Genomic DNA, 17886 nt, shown 5'->3' on the forward strand with positions numbered 1-17886 from the left:
GGAAACCAATGGCCTACACGAATTTCACTGTCGAGACGGACGCAGATGGCATCGCCCTCGTTACCTGGGACATGCCCGGCAAGTCCATGAACGTCTTCACCGCGGAGATCCTCGAAGAGCTGAACGCCATCATCGACGCGACTGTCGCCGATGCGGCGGTCAAGGGCGTAGTCTTCACATCGGGCAAGTCCTCCTTCTCCGGCGGGGCCGATCTGTCGATGATCAAGTCCATGTTCTCCTTCTATCAGGAGGAGAAGGCCAAGGATCCGGCTGCGGCTACCCAGAAGCTCTTCGATCTCGTGGGGCGCATGACCGGGCTGTTCCGCAAGCTCGAAACCTGCGGCAAGCCGTGGGTTTCGGCCATTAACGGCACCTGCATGGGCGGCGCTTTCGAGCTGTCGCTCGCCTGCCATGGCCGTGTCGCGTCGAGCGCCAAGAGCGTCAAGATCGCACTGCCTGAGGTCAAGGTCGGCATCTTCCCCGGCGCCGGCGGCACGCAGCGCATCTCGCGCCTGACGGATGCGCAGTCGGCCCTGCAGATGATGACGACCGGCCAGTCGCTGACGGCAGCCCGCGCCAAGGCGATGAATCTCGTGCATCAGGTGGTCGAGCCGGACCAGCTAATCCCGGCTGCCAAGCAGATGATCAAGGACGGCCTGAAGCCCGTCGCCCCGTGGGACGAGAAGGGCTTCAAGGCGCCGGGTGGCGGCATCTGGACGCCCGCCGCAGCCCAGCTTTGGCCGGCGGCACCTGCCATCCTGCGTCGCGAGACATCGGGCAATTATCCGGCGGCACTCGCCATCCTCAAATGCGTCTACGAAGGCCTGCAGGTTCCCTTCGATACCGGCTTGAAGATCGAGCAGCGCTATTTCACCCATGTGCTGCAGACCACCGAAGCCTATTCGATGATCCGCTCGCTGTTCATCTCCATGCAGGAACTCGGCAAGGGCGCGCGCCGTCCGGTCGGTCAGCCGAAGACGGAGTTGAAGAAGATCGGCGTCGTCGGCGCCGGCTTCATGGGCGCTTCCATCGCCTATGTCACCGCTGCCGCGGGCATTCCGGTCACGCTCATTGATCGCGACATCGAAGCGGCGACCAAGGGCAAGGGCGTCGGCGAGGGGCTGGTGAAGGATTCGGTCGGTAAGGGAAGGCTGACGCAAGACGAGGGTGCAGCTTTGCTTGCCCGCATCACGCCATCGGCCGATTATTCCGATCTGAAGGATGCCGATCTCGTCATAGAGGCGGTGTTCGAGGATCGCGAAGTCAAGAAGGCCGTCATCGAGGCGGTAGAGGCCGTGCTGCCGGCCGGCGCCGTCTTCGCCTCCAACACGTCGACGCTGCCGATCACGGGCCTTGCCAAGAATTCCAAGCGCCCGGCCGAATTCATCGGCGTCCACTTCTTCTCGCCTGTCGAGAAGATGATGCTGACCGAAGTCATCCTCGGCAAGGAAACCGGCGATCATGCCTTGGCCGTCGCGCTCGATTATGTCGCCGCGATCAAGAAGACGCCGATCGTCGTCAACGACACGCGCGGCTTCTTCGTCAATCGCTGCGTTTTCCGCTACATCCACGAAGCCTATGACATGCTGATCGAAGGTGTGCCGGCTGCGATGATCGAGAATGCCGCCAAGATGGCCGGCATGCCCGTCGGGCCTTTGGCGCTCAACGACGAAGTTGCCATCGACCTCTCCCACAAGATCCTGAAGGCGACGGTCGCCGATCTCGGCGAGAAGGCGGTCGACCCGCGTCACATGCAGCTAGTTAGCGGTCTCGTCGAAGGCGAGGGACGCTTGGGCAGAAAGAACGCCAAGGGCTTTTACGACTATCCGCCAAAGCCGGCGAAGAAGTCGCTCTGGCCGGGTCTTAAGGATCTCTATCCGCAGCAGAAAGCCGACGAGGTCGATGTCAATGTGCTGAAGCAGCGCTTCCTCGTGACTATCGCGCTGGAAGCTGCCCGCACCATTGAAGAGGGCATCGTCACCGATCCGCGCGAGGCCGATGTCGGCTCCATCCTCGGCTTCGGCTTCGCCCCCTATACCGGCGGCGCGCTGTCCTACATCGACGGCATGGGCGTCAAGGCTTTCGTCGAGCTCTGCGAAAAGCTGGCTGCCGCCTACGGCCCGCATTTCCAGCCGACGGCACTGCTGAAGGACATGGCCGCAAAGGGCGAAACTTTCTACGGACGTTTCGATCCCTATAATGCCAAGAAGGCGGCGTGAGGCAATAAACCATTGCTCGCGATAAATCATGGGCCGCTCCTGTCGGGAGCGGCCCTTTTCGTTCGTCCTCTGCTTGGAACCATCAAACCGAGGAGAATGACATGATCGAAATCATCGGCAATCGCGGCGAGGCCGAAGCCATCAATGCAGTGCTTGCAGGCTGGACCTCCGCTCTTGGCAACAAGGACGCGGCCGGCGTCGTCATGCATTTGAGCGACGATGTCGTCAGCTTCACCCTGGCGGCGCCGCTCATGCACAAGGGCAAGGGCGAAAAAGGCCTTCAGGGGTGGTTTTCGACCTGGGAGGGGCCGATCGGCGGCGATGCGGTCGATGTGAGGTTGACCGTCGGCGAGGATGTCGCCTTCTGGACCGGCCTTGTGCATATGACCGGCAGGAAGACGGACGGTGTCGACGTCGATCTATGGTTTCGCCAGACGCTCGGCCTCAGAAAGGAGACAGGCATCTGGAAGATCGTTCATGAGCATACGTCGGTGCCGTTTGCGATGGACGGCAGCGGCCTTGCCGAACTTGGGCTTAAGCCGTAAGCATAGCCTTACGAAATACTCAATGGTTTCTCTCGATCGGCGCGCAACGCCAGAACGCCCCAGCCGACGAGCAGGAGGATTGCCGCCGCGTAGATATCTGCAGCCTCGGCAAAGCCCAGCGCCTTCGACAGGAAACCCGCCAGGATGGCGGGCAGGCTGAAGGCGAGATAGCTCTGGATGTAGAAGGCCGAAAGCAGCCCGGCGCGCTCGTCGGGCTTTGCCAATGGCATGATGCTGCGCACCGTGCCGAGAAAGGTCGCGCCGAAGCCCGAGCCGGCGATTAACGTCCCCAAGGCGAGGATCGACACCTCGGCCGCGTGCATGCCGGCGACAACGGTCAGAATGCCGAGGGTCATGGTCGGTATGCCGAACCTCATGATCATGGCGGTGGATCTCTCGCGCAGCAGGAACACGCCCGCCGCACCGCTGATCGTCAAGGCCGCGACCACGGAGCCGCCGACCAGCGGCGCGGTACTGCCGGTCGTCGTGCTGACGAGCGAAGGCACCAGCGACAGATAGAAGCCGGCGAGCGCCCAGACGGCGATGTTGATCGGCGTCAGCGCCAGCAAAGTGCGGCGCACCTGCTGGGGAACGGCGACCTCCGGCTTCAGCGATGCGAGCAGCCCGCTCCGCCGGCGCGTCGTCTCGGGCACCAGCCAGAGCAGTACGGCTTGCAGGATAAGAAGGACGAGCGTGACGATATAGACGAGCAGGGTCGGCGCCGGCGCGAACTGGACCAGGAAGCTCGTGCCGAGCGCGCCGATCGCCATGCCGGTCAGCGGCGCAAGACTGTTGGTGATCGATCCCTTGATCGGATCGAGATCGACGAGAGCCGCCCCGATGGAGCTTGCCGCGGCCCCCGTTGCCAGGCCCTGCACGATGCGGGCGGCAATCAGCCAATCCGGTCCCCTGGCCATTAAAAACAGCACCATCGCCACCATATTGAGGAGGATCGATGCGAAGATCACCGGCCGCCGCCCGAGATGGTCGGAAATCGAGCCGACGATCAAGAGTGAGGCGAGAAGGGCGAAGGCATAGACGGCAAAGATCACCGTAATCAGGATCGGCGAGAAGGCGAAGGCCTGCTGGTAAAGGCGGTAGAGCGGCGTCGGCGCGGATGAGGCGGCAAAGAACAGCGCGCTCGTCGCGGCGTAGTAGAACGGCGCCAAACGTCTGGCCGACGAAATCGGTGCGCTGGCAGTGGAATGGGGCTCGGTCATCGACTATATCCTAGCCTAAAGCTAAAAGATTGCGTTAGGCGCATATAGGATGCCCAACGTACAAAAGCAAATAATTTGCCTTAGTGAATGGCGCCTGGTCATTCGCCAGCGGCAAAAGGGAAAGATTGGCAAAGGCTTATGGGCTACAGAGAAAATCCCCGCCCCGGCGGGCGCAGTGCCAGAGTGCAGGCGGCCGTGCATCAATCCGTCCGCGAGATGCTGGCGACGATGGATCGCGCCGCCATCACCATCCCTATGATCGCGCAACGCGCCAACGTCACGCCTTCTACGATCTATCGTCGCTGGGGCGATCTTCAAGAGCTTCTGGCCGACGTCGCCGCCTCGCGCCTGCAGCCGGAAGGCGAGCCGGCGAGGATCGGCAGCCCCCGCGAGGATCTGGAAGCCTGGGCAGAGCAATATGCCGACGAAATGGCTTCCGGTGTCGGGCGGCAAATGCTGCGCGACATTCTTTCGGCCGCCGATGTGGCAAATGCTGAGAAGTGCAGCGGTTATACGCAGCAGCAGCTTGCTGTTTTCGTTGCCCGTGCCAGGGAGCAGGGCGAGCCGTTTCCGACTCTGACTGAATTGATGGACCACGTCATTTCGCCGGTCATCTATCGCATCCTCTTCGAGCAGGCGCCCGGCGCGGATTATGTTCGCAAGCTGGTTGCGAAAGTGATGCCGGATGGAGCGCGCAAAACCTGAGTATGGCAGCTAGCGCCCGGCGATTCATCAAAGATTTGTTCACGTATCGTGGGCGGCGACCTCGATTGTGTTGCCCGCAACTGACGAACAGTAGCTGGTGGCATGCGCGGATAAATTGCTTAACCCATGGAATTACCTTGGGATATTCGCGTCTGGATAAGAGTGGGCGCCAATTTGCTGTTGAAAAATAAGGAAAAAGATGGTGCTAATCACCATGAGTGAATTCAACGGCAACGCGAAGGGGACTGCTCGATGCTTAATGAATTTAAGGCATTCATCGCCCGCGGCAATGTCATGGATCTCGCGGTCGGCGTGATCATCGGCGGCGCTTTCGGCGGTATCGTGAAATCGCTGGTTGACGATATCATCATGCCGATCGTCGGCGCAATCTTTGGCGGGTTCGATTTCTCGAACTACTTCGTAGGTCTTTCCTCGGCGGTCAATGCGCCGACGCTGACGGCTGCCCGTGCCCAGGGCGCGGTTTTCGCCTACGGCAATTTCATCACCGTCCTCATCAACTTCCTTATCCTCGCCTGGATCATCTTCCTGATGGTCAAGGGCGTGAACACGCTGCGCACGCAGGTCGAGCGCAAGGAAGACAAAATCGCCGAGGCAGCACCGCCGCCGGCCGACGTCCAGCTACTCACCGAGATTCGCGATCTTCTCGCAAAACGCTGAGGCTCGGCTCGGCCTCTTTTAAAAGCCTCGGTCCGGCAAAGGCCGGGGCTTTATTCATCACCGAAATCGATCATTCGCTAACGCAAAGTCATGGGATTTGTTCGCCGCTCTGCTTTATGAAGGCGGAAACCGGAGACTTTGTATGTCGATACTAGATAGCCTCAGCCCGCGCGCGCTTGCAGCCCCCGAAAGCGGGATCGTCGAAGTGGTCAATTATGCCCGCGGTCGCGAGGGCCTGCTGCCGCTTTGGGTCGGCGAGGGCGATCTGCCGACGCCGGATTTCATCAATCGCGCTGCCATGGCCTCGCTCAATGCCGGCGAGACCTTCTATACCTGGCAGCGCGGCATTCCCGAGCTGCGCCAGGCGCTCGCCGATTACTACGGCCGGCATTTCGGCACCTCGCTGCCGATGGAGAATTTCTATGTCGTCGGCTCCGGCATGCAGGCGATCCAGCTTTCAGTGCAGGCAATCACCTCTCCCGGCGACGAGATGGTCTATCTCTCCCCGGCCTGGCCGAATATCGCCGCAGCGCTGGAAATTGCCGGCGCCCGCTCCGTCGCCGTGCCGCTGGAATTCGAGCACGGCAAATGGTCGCTCGATCTCGGCCGCCTGGAGGCGGCGATCACGCCGAAGACTAAAGGCCTGTTCATCAATACCCCGTCCAATCCGACAGGCTGGACGGCGACCCACCAGGATCTCAGGGATATTCTGGCCCTGGCGCGCAAGCATGATCTCTGGATCATGGCCGACGAAATCTATGCGCTCTACTATTATGCCGGCGGCCGCGCGCCGAGCTTCCTGGACGTCAAGGAAGCCGACGACAAGATCCTCTTCGTCAATTCCTTCTCGAAGAACTGGTCGATGACGGGCTGGCGCGTCGGCTGGATCGTCGCGCCTGCCGAGCTCGGGCAGGTGATCGAAAACCTCGTGCAATATTCGACCTCGGGCGTCGCGCAATTCATGCAGAAGGGCGCGGTTGCGGCGCTGAACGAGGGCGACGATTTCGTCCGCTCCAACATCGCGAAAGCCACCCGCTCGCGCGATATCCTCTGCGACGCCCTGATCGCCACCAATCGCGTGCAGACGCTGAAGCCGGATGGCGCGCTCTATTCCTTCCTGAAGATCGACGGCGTTACCGACAGCCGCAAGACCGCCATCGACATCGTCGACAAGACCGGTGTCGGCCTGGCGCCCGGAACGGCCTTCGGAAAGGGCGGCGAGCTCTTCATGCGCGCCTGCTTCCTGCGCGATCCGGTGCAGGTGGCGGATGCTGCGGAGCGGTTGAGCCGGTATATTTTGGGGTTGTAGGAGTGGCCTCCAGCTGGCAGCTTTCGACTTGGCTGGTCCTGATACCCCCCTCTGTCGCTGTCGCGACATCTCCCCCACAAGGGGGGAGATTGTGAACTCGCGGCGGCCTCTCGCACCAACCAGCATCGCATCTGCTGCAGCCGAGGTTCATTATTTTGCAAAGGCGTGCGGCAAACTCCTAACGATCTCCCCCCCTTGTGGGGGAGATGTCACGAAAGTGACAGAGGGGGGTGCACACTCTCCAAGATCCCCGTAATAGCGACCATGCGTCCAATCCATAAAATGCAATCGATCAGCGAAAGCCCACCCTAACCATTCCCGCAATCTTTTCCGCCAGGCCTCCCGCTTTTAATCAATTTCGCAGGGGAAGCGGCCTCATATGGGGCCGATAAGACTTGGCGGGGACGCGAAGAATGACTGTCTTGGTGACGGGCGGGGCCGGTTATATCGGCAGCCACATGGTCTGGAGATTGCTTGACGCGGGCGAGGACGTGGTGGTCCTCGATCGCCTGTCGACGGGTTTCCGTTGGGCCGTTCCACCGGCGGCCCGCTTCTATCTCGGCGATATCGCCGATGAAGCGCTCCTGCATCAGATTTTCGCCGAAAACCATATAGAGGCCATCATCCACTTTGCCGGTTCGGCCGTTGTTCCCGCGTCGATCGAGGATCCGCTTGCCTATTATGAAAACAACACCGGCAAGACCCGCATCCTCATGAGCGCCGCCGTCAGGGCCGGCATCCGCCATTTCGTCTTTTCGTCCACCGCCGCGGTCTACGGCCAGCAGCCGGCGGATAGACCGGTCGGTGAAGACGCGCCGTTGCGGCCGGAATCTCCTTATGGCCAATCCAAGCTGATGTCCGAATTGATGCTGCGCGATGCCGCCGCGGCCTATGATTTCCGCTATGTGGCGCTGCGTTATTTCAACGTGGCCGGCGCTGATTCCGCGGGGCGGGCGGGGCAATCGACCAGCGGTGCCACGCATCTTGTCAAGGTCGCCTGCGAGGCGGCACTCGGCCGTCGCGGTCAGGTGGAGATTTACGGCACCGACTATCCGACGCATGACGGTAGCGGCGTTCGCGACTATATCCATGTCAGCGATCTCGTCGAAGCGCATCTGATGGCGCTGCGGCATCTGCGCGACGGCGGCCGATCATTGGTCGCCAATTGCGGCTATGGTCAGGGCTATTCGGTTCTGGATGTGCTCAACATGGTGATGCGCGTCCATGGCCACGCCTTTCGTATTCATATCGCACCGCGCAGGCCCGGCGACATGGCCAGCATCGTCGCCGACGCGGCGCTTGCCCATCGCGAACTTGGCTGGACGCCGAAATATAATTGCCTGGAAACGATCGTGCGCTCGTCGCTGGACTGGGAGCTTCGCCTTGCCGAACGCTCGGGCTTCGACGCAGCCGGGCTACTGCATAATTCCTTAAATCGGAATCGATTTAAGGAAAAAATTATGCAGCAGATTTAAAGCGCTACAGCGACCTTTGCGCGTCATATATGACGCGCGGCGCTGTAGAGAAGATCTACGCCACCCCAAGCATCCTGTAGCCTTAGCTCTCGACACCTCTCCAAGGCCCCAGAAAAGCCGGCGCATTCTTGCGCACGGCTTCCACGAGAAAATCGATGACGGTGCGCACGCGTGGCGATTGGCGCAGATCGCGGTGGCATGTGATCCAGTAGTGGCGCCTGAGATCCACCTCGTGCGGCAGGACGACCTGCAGATCGGGATGCTTGCCCGCGATGAAAAACGGCAGCACGCATAATCCCTGGGCATTCTTCGTCGCCGTCAGCTGCGCAAAGATGCTCGAGCTCTGGAATTGTGGCCTGATGCGCGGATGGACGTCGTCGAGATAATCCAGTCCCGGCGCGAAGATCATATCCTCGATATAGCCGATGAAGGCGAAGTCAGGCAGGTCGTCGCGGCTTTCGATCGGCGGATGACGGGCGAGGTAATCGCGCGATCCGTAAACCTGCAGATGATAGTCCGTCAGTTTCTCGGTGAAATAGGGTCCGGCCTTCGGTGGGTCGAGCACCACGACGATATCGGCTTCCTTGCGCGAGAGCGACATGATCTGCTGGATGGTGATCAGCTCCAGCGAAATATTCGGATGCCTGGCGGTGAATTCGGGCAGCACGCCGGTGAAGAAGAAGTTTGAAAAGCCCTCCGGCGCGCTGATGCGCACGACGCCTCGCTGTGCCGCTGGTCCTGCGGAAAGATCGGCGCGGAGACGCTCGGTTTCCTGCTCCATGTGCTCGGCCGTATCGACGAAGCGCTGCCCCATGCTGGTCAGCATGTAACCGCGTGGATTGCGTTCGAAGAGCTTGACCTTCAAGGCGAATTCCAGCCGGTCGATACGGCGCGAGACCGTGGCATGGCTGCTGCGCAATTGTCGTGCCGCGGTGGAGAGCTGCCCCGTTCGCGCGACCGCGAGGAAAAACTGCAAATCATCCCAGGTAAAATGCGGCGTGCGCTTCATGCATCCTCCTCTGTTCAAAAATGAACAGACCTTGTTTGGAATTAATTGCAATCGCGACTTGCGTCAACGCACGAATTCCATGATCCTGCCCGTCGGGTAAAGTCGTTTTGAGGAAAGCGGCTGGCCAATTTTGAACAGATTCGTTTTTGCCAAATCTCTGGGAGGAGAGGACATGCGAAAGAGTCTTATTGCATCCTTTGCATTGCTGCTTGCGGCCAGCACCGCGGCTTTTGCCGCCGGCCCGTCCGATGGTGTCGTCAAGATCGGCATCCTCAACGACCAGTCCGGCGTCTATGCGGATTTCGGCGGCAAATCGTCGGTAGCGGCCGCCAAGATGGCCGCCGAGGATTTCGGCGGCAAGGTGCTTGGCGTGCCGATCGAGATCGTCGACGCCGATCATCAGAACAAGCCCGATATTGCCTCCAACATTGCCCGCCAGTGGTATGACCAGGACAAGGTCGACGCCATCATGGAGTTGACGACCTCTTCGGTCGCGCTCGCCGTGCAGGCGGTCGGCAAGGAAAAGAAGAAGATCGATATCGTCACGGGTGCCGCGACGACGGATCTCACCGGCAAGCAATGCTCGCCCTACGGCTTCCATTGGGCCTATGACACGCATGCCCTCGCGGTCGGCACCGGCGGCGCGCTCGTCAAGCAGGGTGGCGACACCTGGTTCTTCCTGACTGCGGACTACGCCTTCGGCTATTCGCTGGAGCAGCAGACCGGCGATTACGTCAAGGCAAGCGGCGGCAAGATCCTTGGTTCGGTACGCCATCCGCTGTCGACCAACGATTTCTCGTCCTTCCTGTTGCAGGCGCAATCGTCGGGCGCCAAGGTCATCGGCCTTGCCAATGCCGGTCTCGACACGTCAAACGCCATCAAGCAGGCCTCGGAATTCGGCATCACCCAGGGCGGCCAGCATCTGGCGGCGCTGCTCTTCACGCTCGCCGAAGTCAACGGCCTCGGCCTGCAGGCGGCGCAAGGGTTGACGCTGACGGAAGGCTATTACTGGAACCTCGACGACAAGAGCCGTGAATTCGGCAAACGCTTCTTTGCCCGCACTGGCAAGATGCCGAACATGATCCATGCCGGCACCTATTCCGCCGTGACGCAATATCTGAAGGCCGTGCAGAAGGCCGGCACGGACGATACCGACGCCGTTGCCAAGCAATTGCACGAAATGCCTGTTGATGATTTCTTCGGCCGCGGCGGCACGGTCGGCGCCAACGGCCGCATGATCCACGACATGTATCTTCTCCAGGTCAAGAAACCCGAAGAGAGCAAGGAGCCGTGGGATTACTTCAACGTGCTCGCGACGATCCCTGGCAAGGAAGCCTATATTGATCCCGCCAAGAGCGGCTGTGACCTCGTCAAGCAATAGGGCTCAGACCAGCTTATGGCGATGTCCGCGACACATCAGCAGGAAGAGCTCCGGGTGGTCCTATCCGCCCGGGGACTGCGCCGCGATTTCGGCGGCTTCACCGCCGTCAAGAATGTCGATCTCGATGTGCAGCACGCCCGCGTGCACGCGCTGATCGGCCCGAACGGCGCCGGCAAGACGACGGTGTTCAACCTGCTCACCAAGTTCCTGCAGCCGACGCACGGCACGATCACCCTGCTCGGCACCGATATCACGAAGACCAGGCCGGACAAGGTTGCGCGCATGGGCCTCGCGCGTTCCTTCCAGATTTCGGCCGTTTTCCCGCATCTGACGGTGCTGGACAATGTCCGCGTCGCCTTGCAGCGGCCGAGCAATCTCGCCCACCAGTTCTGGCGGCCACTTGCGGCCCTCGATAGCCTCAACGCCCGCGCCGAACAGCTGCTTGCCTCGGTTGGGCTTTCGAAGGAACGCGATGCTATCGCCGCCGACCTTTCCTACGGCCGCAAGCGCGTGCTGGAGATCGCAACCACGCTTGCGCTCGATCCGAAAGTGCTGCTGCTCGACGAGCCGATGGCCGGCATGGGGCTGGAGGACGTGAACACCGTCTCCGCCATCATCCGTGATGTCGCGCGCGACAGGGCTGTGCTCATGGTGGAGCACAATCTCTCCGTCGTTGCCGATATCTGCCATCATGTCACGGTCCTGCAGCGCGGCGAGATCTTGGCCCAGGGCGATTATGCCACCGTAAGCCGGGACCCCCGCGTTCGCGAAGCCTATATGGGCACAGAGGAGGCTTGACGATGGCGCCGCTGCTGGACGTTCAGGGCCTCAATGCCTGGTATGGCGAAAGCCATATCCTGCATGGCGTCGACATGCGCGTGGGCGAGGGGGAAACCATCACCATCCTCGGCCGCAACGGCGTCGGCAAGACGACGACGCTGCGCACCATCGTCGGCATCGTCCGCGCCCGCAAGGGCAGGATCGCCTTTGCCGGCAAGGACATGATGCAGGTGCCTTTGCACAAGACGGCGCATCAGGGCATCGGCTTCGTGCCGGAGGAGCGCGGCATCTTCTCGACCCTCAGCGTCTATGAAAACCTGATGCTGCCGCCGGTCGTCGCCGCTGGTGGCATGACGCTCGATGAAATCTTCGAGCTGTTTCCCAATCTGCATGAGCGGCGCAATAGTGTCGGCACAAGGCTTTCGGGTGGCGAGCAGCAGATGCTTGCCATGGCCCGCATCCTGCGCACCGGCGTCCGTATGCTGCTGCTCGACGAACCGACCGAGGGTCTTGCCCCCGTCATCGTCCAGCGCATCGGCGAAGTCCTGCAGAAGCTGAAAGGTCGCGGCATGACCATATTGCTCGTCGAGCAGAATTTCCGTTTCGCCAGCCGCATCGCCGATCGCTTCTATGTGATGGATCACGGCCAGATGGTCTCGGAATTTCCGGTCGGCGAACTCTCCGAGCGCATGGACATGCTGCACAAGGTCCTGGGGGTCTGAGCCATGACGACGATATTCGGCATCCCCGCCCAGGCCCTTCTCGGTCAATTGCTGATCGGCCTTATCAACGGCTCCTTCTATGCGCTCCTGAGCCTTGGCCTGGCGATCATCTTCGGCATGCTGCGGGTCATCAATTTCGCCCATGGCGCGCTCTATATGCTCGGCGCCTTCACCGCCTATCTGCTGCTCGCCTATGCCGGCATCGGCTATTGGCCGGCCCTCGTTCTGGCGCCACTGATCGTCGGCCTGTTCGGCGCGCTGGTCGAGCGTTTCTGCCTGCGCCGGCTCTACGGGATCGATCCGCTCTACGGATTGCTCTTCACCTTCGGCATGGCGCTGACCATCGAGGGGACCTTCCGCTATCTCTACGGCTCCTCCGGTCAGCCCTATGCCGTCCCGACGGAGCTGGCCGGTGCGCGCAACATCGGCTTCATGTTCCTGCCCGTCTATCGCGGCTGGGTGGTCATCGCCTCACTGGTCGTCTGCATCGGCACATGGCTGCTGATCGAAAAGACCAAGCTTGGCGCCTATCTGCGCGCCGCGACGGAGAATTCCGTGCTCGTGCAGGTTTTCGGCGTCAACGTGCCGGTGTTGTTGACGCTGACTTACGGCTTCGGCGTGGCGCTTGCCGCCTTTGCCGGCGTGCTGGCCGCGCCGATCTACCAGGTCTCGCCGCTGATGGGATCGAACATGATCATCATCGTCTTTGCGGTCGTGGTCGTCGGCGGCATGGGTTCGATCATGGGGGCGATCGTGACAGGCTATCTGCTCGGCATTGCCGAGGGCCTCACCAAGGTCTTCTATCCGGAGGCCTCCAACATCGTCATCTTCGTCATCATGGCGATCGTGTTGCTCCTCAGGCCCGCGGGCCTCTTTGGTCGGGAGGCGTGATATGGCTGGATTAATCACCTTGAGTTCCAAGGAGCGTCCGAAGCTTTCCGTGCAGAAGCTGCTTCTGGTGGTCGGTCTCGTCTGCCTGATCTGGGCGCCTTTCTTCATCTACCCGATCTTCGTCATGAAGGTGCTCTGCTTTGCGCTCTTCGCCTGCGCCTTCAATCTGTTGCTCGGCTATGCCGGCCTGCTCTCTTTCGGCCACGCCACCTTCTTCGGGGGCGCCGCCTATTTCACGGCGCACGCGGTGAAGGAATGGGGCTTGCCGCCCGAGATCGGCATCTTGATCGGCGTCGCGGGAGCCTCGTTGCTTGGTCTCGTCATGGGCTTCGTCGCCATCCGCCGACAGGGCATCTATTTCGCCATGATCACGCTGGCGCTCTCCTACATGTTCTATTTCTTCTGCCTGCAGGCGGCATTTACCCATGGCGAGGACGGAATTCAGTCGGTGCCGCGCGGCTACCTCTTTGGCGTCCTCGATCTCAACAACTCCTTCAACATGTATTATTTCGTCCTCGCTGTTTTCCTCATCGGCGTGCTGATCATCTGGCGGTTCATCAATTCGCCCTTCGGCATGATCCTGAAGTCGATCCGCGAGAACGAGCAGCGGGCGATCTCGCTCGGCTATTCCGTCGCGCGCTACAAGCTCGGTGCCTTCGTCATGTCGGCGGCGCTTGCCGGTCTTGCAGGCTCGGTCAAGGCGCTGGTCTTCCAGTTCGCTACGCTCACCGATGTCGCCTGGCAGATGTCCGGCGAGGTGATCCTGATGACCTTGCTTGGCGGTATCGGCACCTTGATCGGCCCGCTTTTCGGCGCGGGCTTCGTGGCGACGCTGGAAAACTATCTCGCCACTTCCGAATTCCCGGTCACCATCATCACCGGCATCGTCTTCATGGTCTGCGTCCTGCTCTTCCGCCGCGGCGTCGTCGGCGAATTCTATGCCTCGCGGCTGGGACGGAAGCTGGGGTTTGAATATCGGCGGTGACTGCTTGATTTTCCTTCTCCCCGTAAGCGGGGAGAAGGTGCCCGAAGGGCGGATGAGGGGCTATTTCGAGTTTGATCGGGATGCCGAGGTTTGCTGTACCTCCTGGCCCCTCACCCTAGCCCTCTCCCCGCAGGCGGGGAGAGGGAACTACTGAGTTTGGACATGGATCGCTTCGACTACATCATCATTGGTGCCGGCAGTGCCGGCTGCGTGCTGGCCAACCGGCTCTCCGCCGACCGCAACAATCGCGTGCTGCTCCTGGAAGCCGGCGGCAATGACAATTATCACTGGATTCACATCCCGGTCGGCTATCTCTATTGCATCAACAATCCCCGCACCGACTGGTGTTTCACCACGGCGCCGGAGCAGGGCCTCAACGGCAGGTCGCTCAGCTATCCGCGCGGCAAGGTGCTCGGCGGCTGCTCCTCCATCAACGGCATGATCTATATGCGCGGCCAGGCGCGCGACTATGATCTCTGGCGTCAGCTTGGCTGCGCCGGCTGGGGCTGGGACGACGTGCTGCCCTATTTCATCAAGTCCGAGGATCACTATCGCGGCAAGGACGAAATGCACGGAGCCGGCGGCGAGTGGCGGGTCGAGAAGGCGCGCGTGCGCTGGGCAGTACTCGATGCCTTCCAGGCCGCGGCCAAGGAGGCCGGCATCCCGGAGACAGCGGATTTCAATCGCGGCAACAATGAGGGGTCGGGCTATTTCGACGTCAATCAGCGCTCCGGCATCCGCTGGAACACGACGAAGGCCTTCCTGCGGCCAGCCATGAAGCGCGGCAATCTCACCGTCTATACCAAGGCGCAGGTTCGCCGCCTGATCGTTGAGGGCGATGCCGTCACCGGCGTCGAATTCCAGCATGACGGCGTGGCGAAGCGCGTCTATGCGACCAAGGAGACCGTGCTTTCAGCTGGCTCGATCGGCTCGCCGCATATCTTGGAGCTCTCGGGCATCGGCCATGGCGATGTGCTCGGCAAGGCCGGCATCGAGGTGGTGCGTGAGGTCAGGTCCGTCGGCGAGAACCTGCAGGATCATCTGCAGCTTCGCCTCGCCTACAAGGTGACCGGCGTCCCCACTTTGAACGAGAAGGCGACGAAGCTGATCGGCAAAGCGGCGATCGGGCTTGAATATCTGGTTCGCCGCTCGGGCCCGATGGCGATGGCGCCAAGCCAGCTCGGCATCTTCACGCGCTCTGGACCGGACAAGGAAACGCCGGATCTGCAATATCACGTGCAGCCGGTCTCGCTCGACAAGTTCGGCGATCCCGTTCACCCCTTTCCAGCGATCACCGCCAGCGTCTGCAATCTCCGTCCCGAAAGCCGCGGCTCCGTGCATGTCCGCGGCCCGGATTTCGCCATGCAGCCGGCCATTAGCCCGAACTACCTCTCGGCCGCACGAGACCGGGAAATTGCCGTGCGCTCCATTCGCCTGACGCGGCGGATCGTGGCGCAGCCCTCCTTCGCCCGATTCCGGCCGGAGGAGTTCAAGCCCGGGCCGGCCTATGAGACGGATGCCGATCTGGAGCGCGCCGCCGGCGATATCGGCACGACGATTTTCCACCCCGTCGGCACTTGCCGCATGGGCAGCGACGCCCAAAGTGTTGTGGATCCCCGCCTGCGGTTGCGGACATTGGCAAGGCTGCGCATCGCTGACGCCTCCATCATGCCGTCGATCACATCGGGCAACACCAACTCGCCAACCATCATGATCGCCGAAAAAGCAGCCGAGATGATCCTTGCCGACAACCGATGAAGGCCTATTGATGGACGGAAGCGGAGACAGGAGATTTGCATGGACAGCACCGACGAGGTCATTATCGAGCGGCGCGGATCGGCTGGCATCGTCAGGCTCAACCGGCCGAAGGCGTTGAATAGCCTGACGCTGCCGATGGTGCGGGTCATCGCTTCGGCCCTGGATGATTTCGCCGCCGATCCCCTGGTCGCAAGCGTCATTGTCATGGGCGAGGGGGATCGTGGTTTCTGTGCCGGCGGTGATATCCGTCTGCTGCACCAGAGCGGCAGGGAAGGCTCCAATGGCGCGGAAACCTTCTGGCGCGAGGAATTCCGGCTCAACCATGCCATTTCGCGCTATCCCAAGCCCTATGTCGTGCTGATGGATGGCATCACCATGGGCGGCGGCGTCGGCCTCTCGGCGCATGGCAGCCATCGTGTCGTCACCGAGCGCACGCGCCTTGCCATGCCTGAGACTGGTATCGGCTATTTCCCGGATGTCGGCGCCACATGGCTGCTGCCGCGCGCGCCGGGCGAAGCCGGGACATGGATGGGGCTGACCGGCCTTGCCGTCGGCGCGGCCGATGCGATCCATGCCGGTTTTGCCGATCACTGCATGCCGTCCTCGGAACTGCCGGCTCTGGCCGATGCAGTCGCGTCGCTTCCCCTCTCGGTCTCCGTTGCAGACGTGCATGCGCTGATCAAGACAATGGCGGTAGATGCGGGCGAAAGCCGGCTTGCGGCAAACCGCGATGTGATCGACCGCGCCTTTGCAGGCGATACGGTCGAAGAGATCCTGCAGGCATTGGCTGGCGAACAGGGAGAGTTTGCCACTGAGGCCGCAGGCGTGATCGCCAGCCGCTCGCCGACCAGCCTGAAGCTGACCTTGCGGCTGCTCAGGGAGGGGAGGGCGAGCGCCAATCTCGCCGAATGTCTCAATCGTGAACTCGGCGCCTGCATGGGCATATTGTATAATCACGATTTCTACGAAGGCGTCCGCGCCGCCGTCATCGACAAGGACCGCAATCCGAAATGGTCGCCGGCCACGCTTGCCGAGGTGACGCCGGGTGATATCGACCGCTTCTTCGTGCCGGCGCAGCCGCCGCTTTTCTCGAGCTAGAGTAATTCCGGGAAAGCCGCTTCACACTGTTCCTGGAATTGCTTCAACGGATCATGGGAGGAAAACATCATGTCACGGATCGCATTCATCGGCCTCGGCAATATGGGAGGCCCGATGGCCGCCAATCTCGTCAAGGCCGGCCATGCCGTCACCGGTTTCGACCTCTCGCATGATGTCCTGAAGGCAGCCGAAGCGTCTGGCGTGAAGGCCGCCAACGTGCTGACCGAGGCCTTGGCCGATGCCGAAGTGGTGGTGACCATGCTGCCGAAGGGCCAGCATGTCCTGACGGTCTGGACCGATGTGCTGCGGTCCCTGCCGAAGGGAACCCTGCTGATCGACAGTTCTACCATCGATGTCGACAGCGCCCGCAAGGCGCATGCGATGGCCGGCGAAGTTGGCTGCCTTTCGCTCGATGCGCCGGTGTCCGGCGGGACCGGCGGCGCCGCCGCCGGTACGCTCACCTTCATGGCCGGCGGTTCTCCAGAGAGCTTTGCGGCCGCCAAGCCGCTGCTTGAGGTGATGGGCAAAAAGATCGTCCATTGCGGCGATGCCGGCGCCGGCCAGGCGGCAAAGATCTGCAACAACATGATCCTCGGTATCTCCATGATCGGCGTCTGCGAGGCCTTCGTGCTCGGCGAAAAGCTCGGCCTTTCGCATCAAGCCCTCTTCGATGTCGCCTCCACTTCATCCGGCCAGTGCTGGTCGATCAATACCTATTGCCCCGTGCCTGGCCCGGTGCCGACTTCGCCCGCCAACAATGATTACAAGCCCGGCTTTGCGGCAGCGCTAATGCTCAAGGATCTGCGCCTCTCGCAGGAAGCGGCTCTATCGAGCGGCGCGTCCACGCCGTTGGGGGCGGAGGCGGCGCAGCTTTACGCGCTCTTCGAAAAGCTCGGCAATGGCGGGCGTGATTTTTCCGCGATCATCGAGATGTTTCGCGAGGCGGGTTGAAGGTTACTCAGGAAGATCGAGTGAGTTGAAAGCTCCGATGCCCCTCACCCCGGCCTTCTCCCCGCATGCAGGGAGAGGGGGAGTTGTGCCCTACACAGCTTTCAGTTGCTGAGGAGCCGGCGTTTTTACACGGTCGTTCCCTTTCCCCGTTCACGGGGAG

16 protein-coding genes are annotated in these 17886 nt (G+C 61.5%); 14 read left to right on the forward strand and 2 right to left on the reverse strand.

Going from position 1 to position 17886, the window contains the following annotated elements; all coding sequences use genetic code 11:
• The first annotated feature begins 8 nt into the window (after positions 1-8).
• Positions 9-2219 carry a 3-hydroxyacyl-CoA dehydrogenase NAD-binding domain-containing protein gene (locus ACPYOP_RS13605; RefSeq protein WP_481410906.1) on the forward strand — a complete coding sequence of 737 codons (2211 nt, stop codon included), beginning with the start codon at positions 9-11 and terminating at the stop codon, positions 2217-2219.
• A gap of 101 nt (positions 2220-2320) precedes the next feature.
• Complete coding sequence (locus ACPYOP_RS13610; RefSeq protein WP_481410907.1) at positions 2321-2764, forward strand: YybH family protein; 444 nt, start codon at positions 2321-2323, stop codon at positions 2762-2764.
• A gap of 8 nt (positions 2765-2772) precedes the next feature.
• Here ACPYOP_RS13610 and ACPYOP_RS13615 read toward each other — a convergent pair whose 3' ends face one another.
• The gene (locus ACPYOP_RS13615; protein WP_481410908.1) at positions 2773-3984 is read right to left on the reverse strand and encodes an MFS transporter; all 1212 of its coding nucleotides are present in this window, start codon (positions 3982-3984) and stop codon (positions 2773-2775) included.
• A 138-nt stretch (positions 3985-4122) separates the two neighbouring features.
• Here ACPYOP_RS13615 and ACPYOP_RS13620 point away from each other — a divergent pair, with 138 nt between their 5' ends.
• From ACPYOP_RS13620 to galE, 4 genes are all read left to right on the forward strand, one after another.
• Positions 4123-4689 (forward strand): TetR/AcrR family transcriptional regulator, encoded by a 567-nt coding sequence (locus ACPYOP_RS13620; protein ID WP_481410909.1) that lies wholly within the window; start codon positions 4123-4125, stop codon positions 4687-4689.
• Between the two features lie 252 nt (positions 4690-4941).
• The gene (gene mscL / locus ACPYOP_RS13625; protein WP_120662945.1) at positions 4942-5367 is read left to right on the forward strand and encodes a large conductance mechanosensitive channel protein MscL; all 426 of its coding nucleotides are present in this window, start codon (positions 4942-4944) and stop codon (positions 5365-5367) included.
• A 142-nt stretch (positions 5368-5509) separates the two neighbouring features.
• Complete coding sequence (locus ACPYOP_RS13630; RefSeq protein WP_481410910.1) at positions 5510-6676, forward strand: pyridoxal phosphate-dependent aminotransferase; 1167 nt, start codon at positions 5510-5512, stop codon at positions 6674-6676.
• A gap of 413 nt (positions 6677-7089) precedes the next feature.
• Positions 7090-8151, forward strand: a complete 1062-nt coding sequence (galE, locus tag ACPYOP_RS13635; RefSeq protein WP_481410911.1) for a UDP-glucose 4-epimerase GalE — start codon at positions 7090-7092, stop codon at positions 8149-8151.
• A gap of 82 nt (positions 8152-8233) precedes the next feature.
• Here the strand turns inward: galE and ACPYOP_RS13640 are convergent, their stop codons facing one another.
• Positions 8234-9160 carry a LysR family transcriptional regulator gene (locus ACPYOP_RS13640; RefSeq protein WP_481410912.1) on the reverse strand — a complete coding sequence of 309 codons (927 nt, stop codon included), beginning with the start codon at positions 9158-9160 and terminating at the stop codon, positions 8234-8236.
• 172 nt (positions 9161-9332) lie between these two features.
• Between ACPYOP_RS13640 and ACPYOP_RS13645 the strand changes: the two genes are divergently transcribed.
• The 8 genes from ACPYOP_RS13645 to mmsB all read left to right on the forward strand — a co-directional run bounded on the left by ACPYOP_RS13645 (position 9333) and on the right by mmsB (position 17726).
• Positions 9333-10541 (forward strand): ABC transporter substrate-binding protein, encoded by a 1209-nt coding sequence (locus tag ACPYOP_RS13645; RefSeq protein ID WP_481410913.1) that lies wholly within the window; start codon positions 9333-9335, stop codon positions 10539-10541.
• A gap of 15 nt (positions 10542-10556) precedes the next feature.
• A complete protein-coding gene (locus tag ACPYOP_RS13650; protein WP_481410914.1) occupies positions 10557-11339 on the forward strand; it encodes an ABC transporter ATP-binding protein in 783 nt (260 codons plus the stop codon).
• 2 nt (positions 11340-11341) lie between these two features.
• Positions 11342-12043 carry an ABC transporter ATP-binding protein gene (locus ACPYOP_RS13655; RefSeq protein ID WP_481410915.1) on the forward strand — a complete coding sequence of 234 codons (702 nt, stop codon included), beginning with the start codon at positions 11342-11344 and terminating at the stop codon, positions 12041-12043.
• A 3-nt stretch (positions 12044-12046) separates the two neighbouring features.
• On the forward strand, positions 12047-12934 hold the full coding sequence (locus ACPYOP_RS13660) for a branched-chain amino acid ABC transporter permease (RefSeq protein WP_481410916.1): 888 nt from the start codon (positions 12047-12049) through the stop codon (positions 12932-12934).
• Between the two features lies 1 nt (position 12935).
• On the forward strand, positions 12936-13919 hold the full coding sequence (locus ACPYOP_RS13665) for a branched-chain amino acid ABC transporter permease (protein WP_481410917.1): 984 nt from the start codon (positions 12936-12938) through the stop codon (positions 13917-13919).
• Positions 13920-14081: 162 nt separating this feature from the next.
• Positions 14082-15677, forward strand: a complete 1596-nt coding sequence (locus ACPYOP_RS13670; protein ID WP_481410918.1) for a GMC family oxidoreductase — start codon at positions 14082-14084, stop codon at positions 15675-15677.
• Positions 15678-15716: 39 nt separating this feature from the next.
• Positions 15717-16775 carry an enoyl-CoA hydratase/isomerase family protein gene (locus tag ACPYOP_RS13675; protein WP_481410919.1) on the forward strand — a complete coding sequence of 353 codons (1059 nt, stop codon included), beginning with the start codon at positions 15717-15719 and terminating at the stop codon, positions 16773-16775.
• Positions 16776-16844: 69 nt separating this feature from the next.
• Positions 16845-17726, forward strand: coding sequence for a 3-hydroxyisobutyrate dehydrogenase (mmsB, locus tag ACPYOP_RS13680; RefSeq protein WP_481410920.1), 882 nt, complete (start codon positions 16845-16847; stop codon positions 17724-17726).
• Positions 17727-17886: the final 160 nt, after the last annotated feature.

This window comes from Rhizobium sp. KNZ2-6A, from assembly GCF_056755475.1.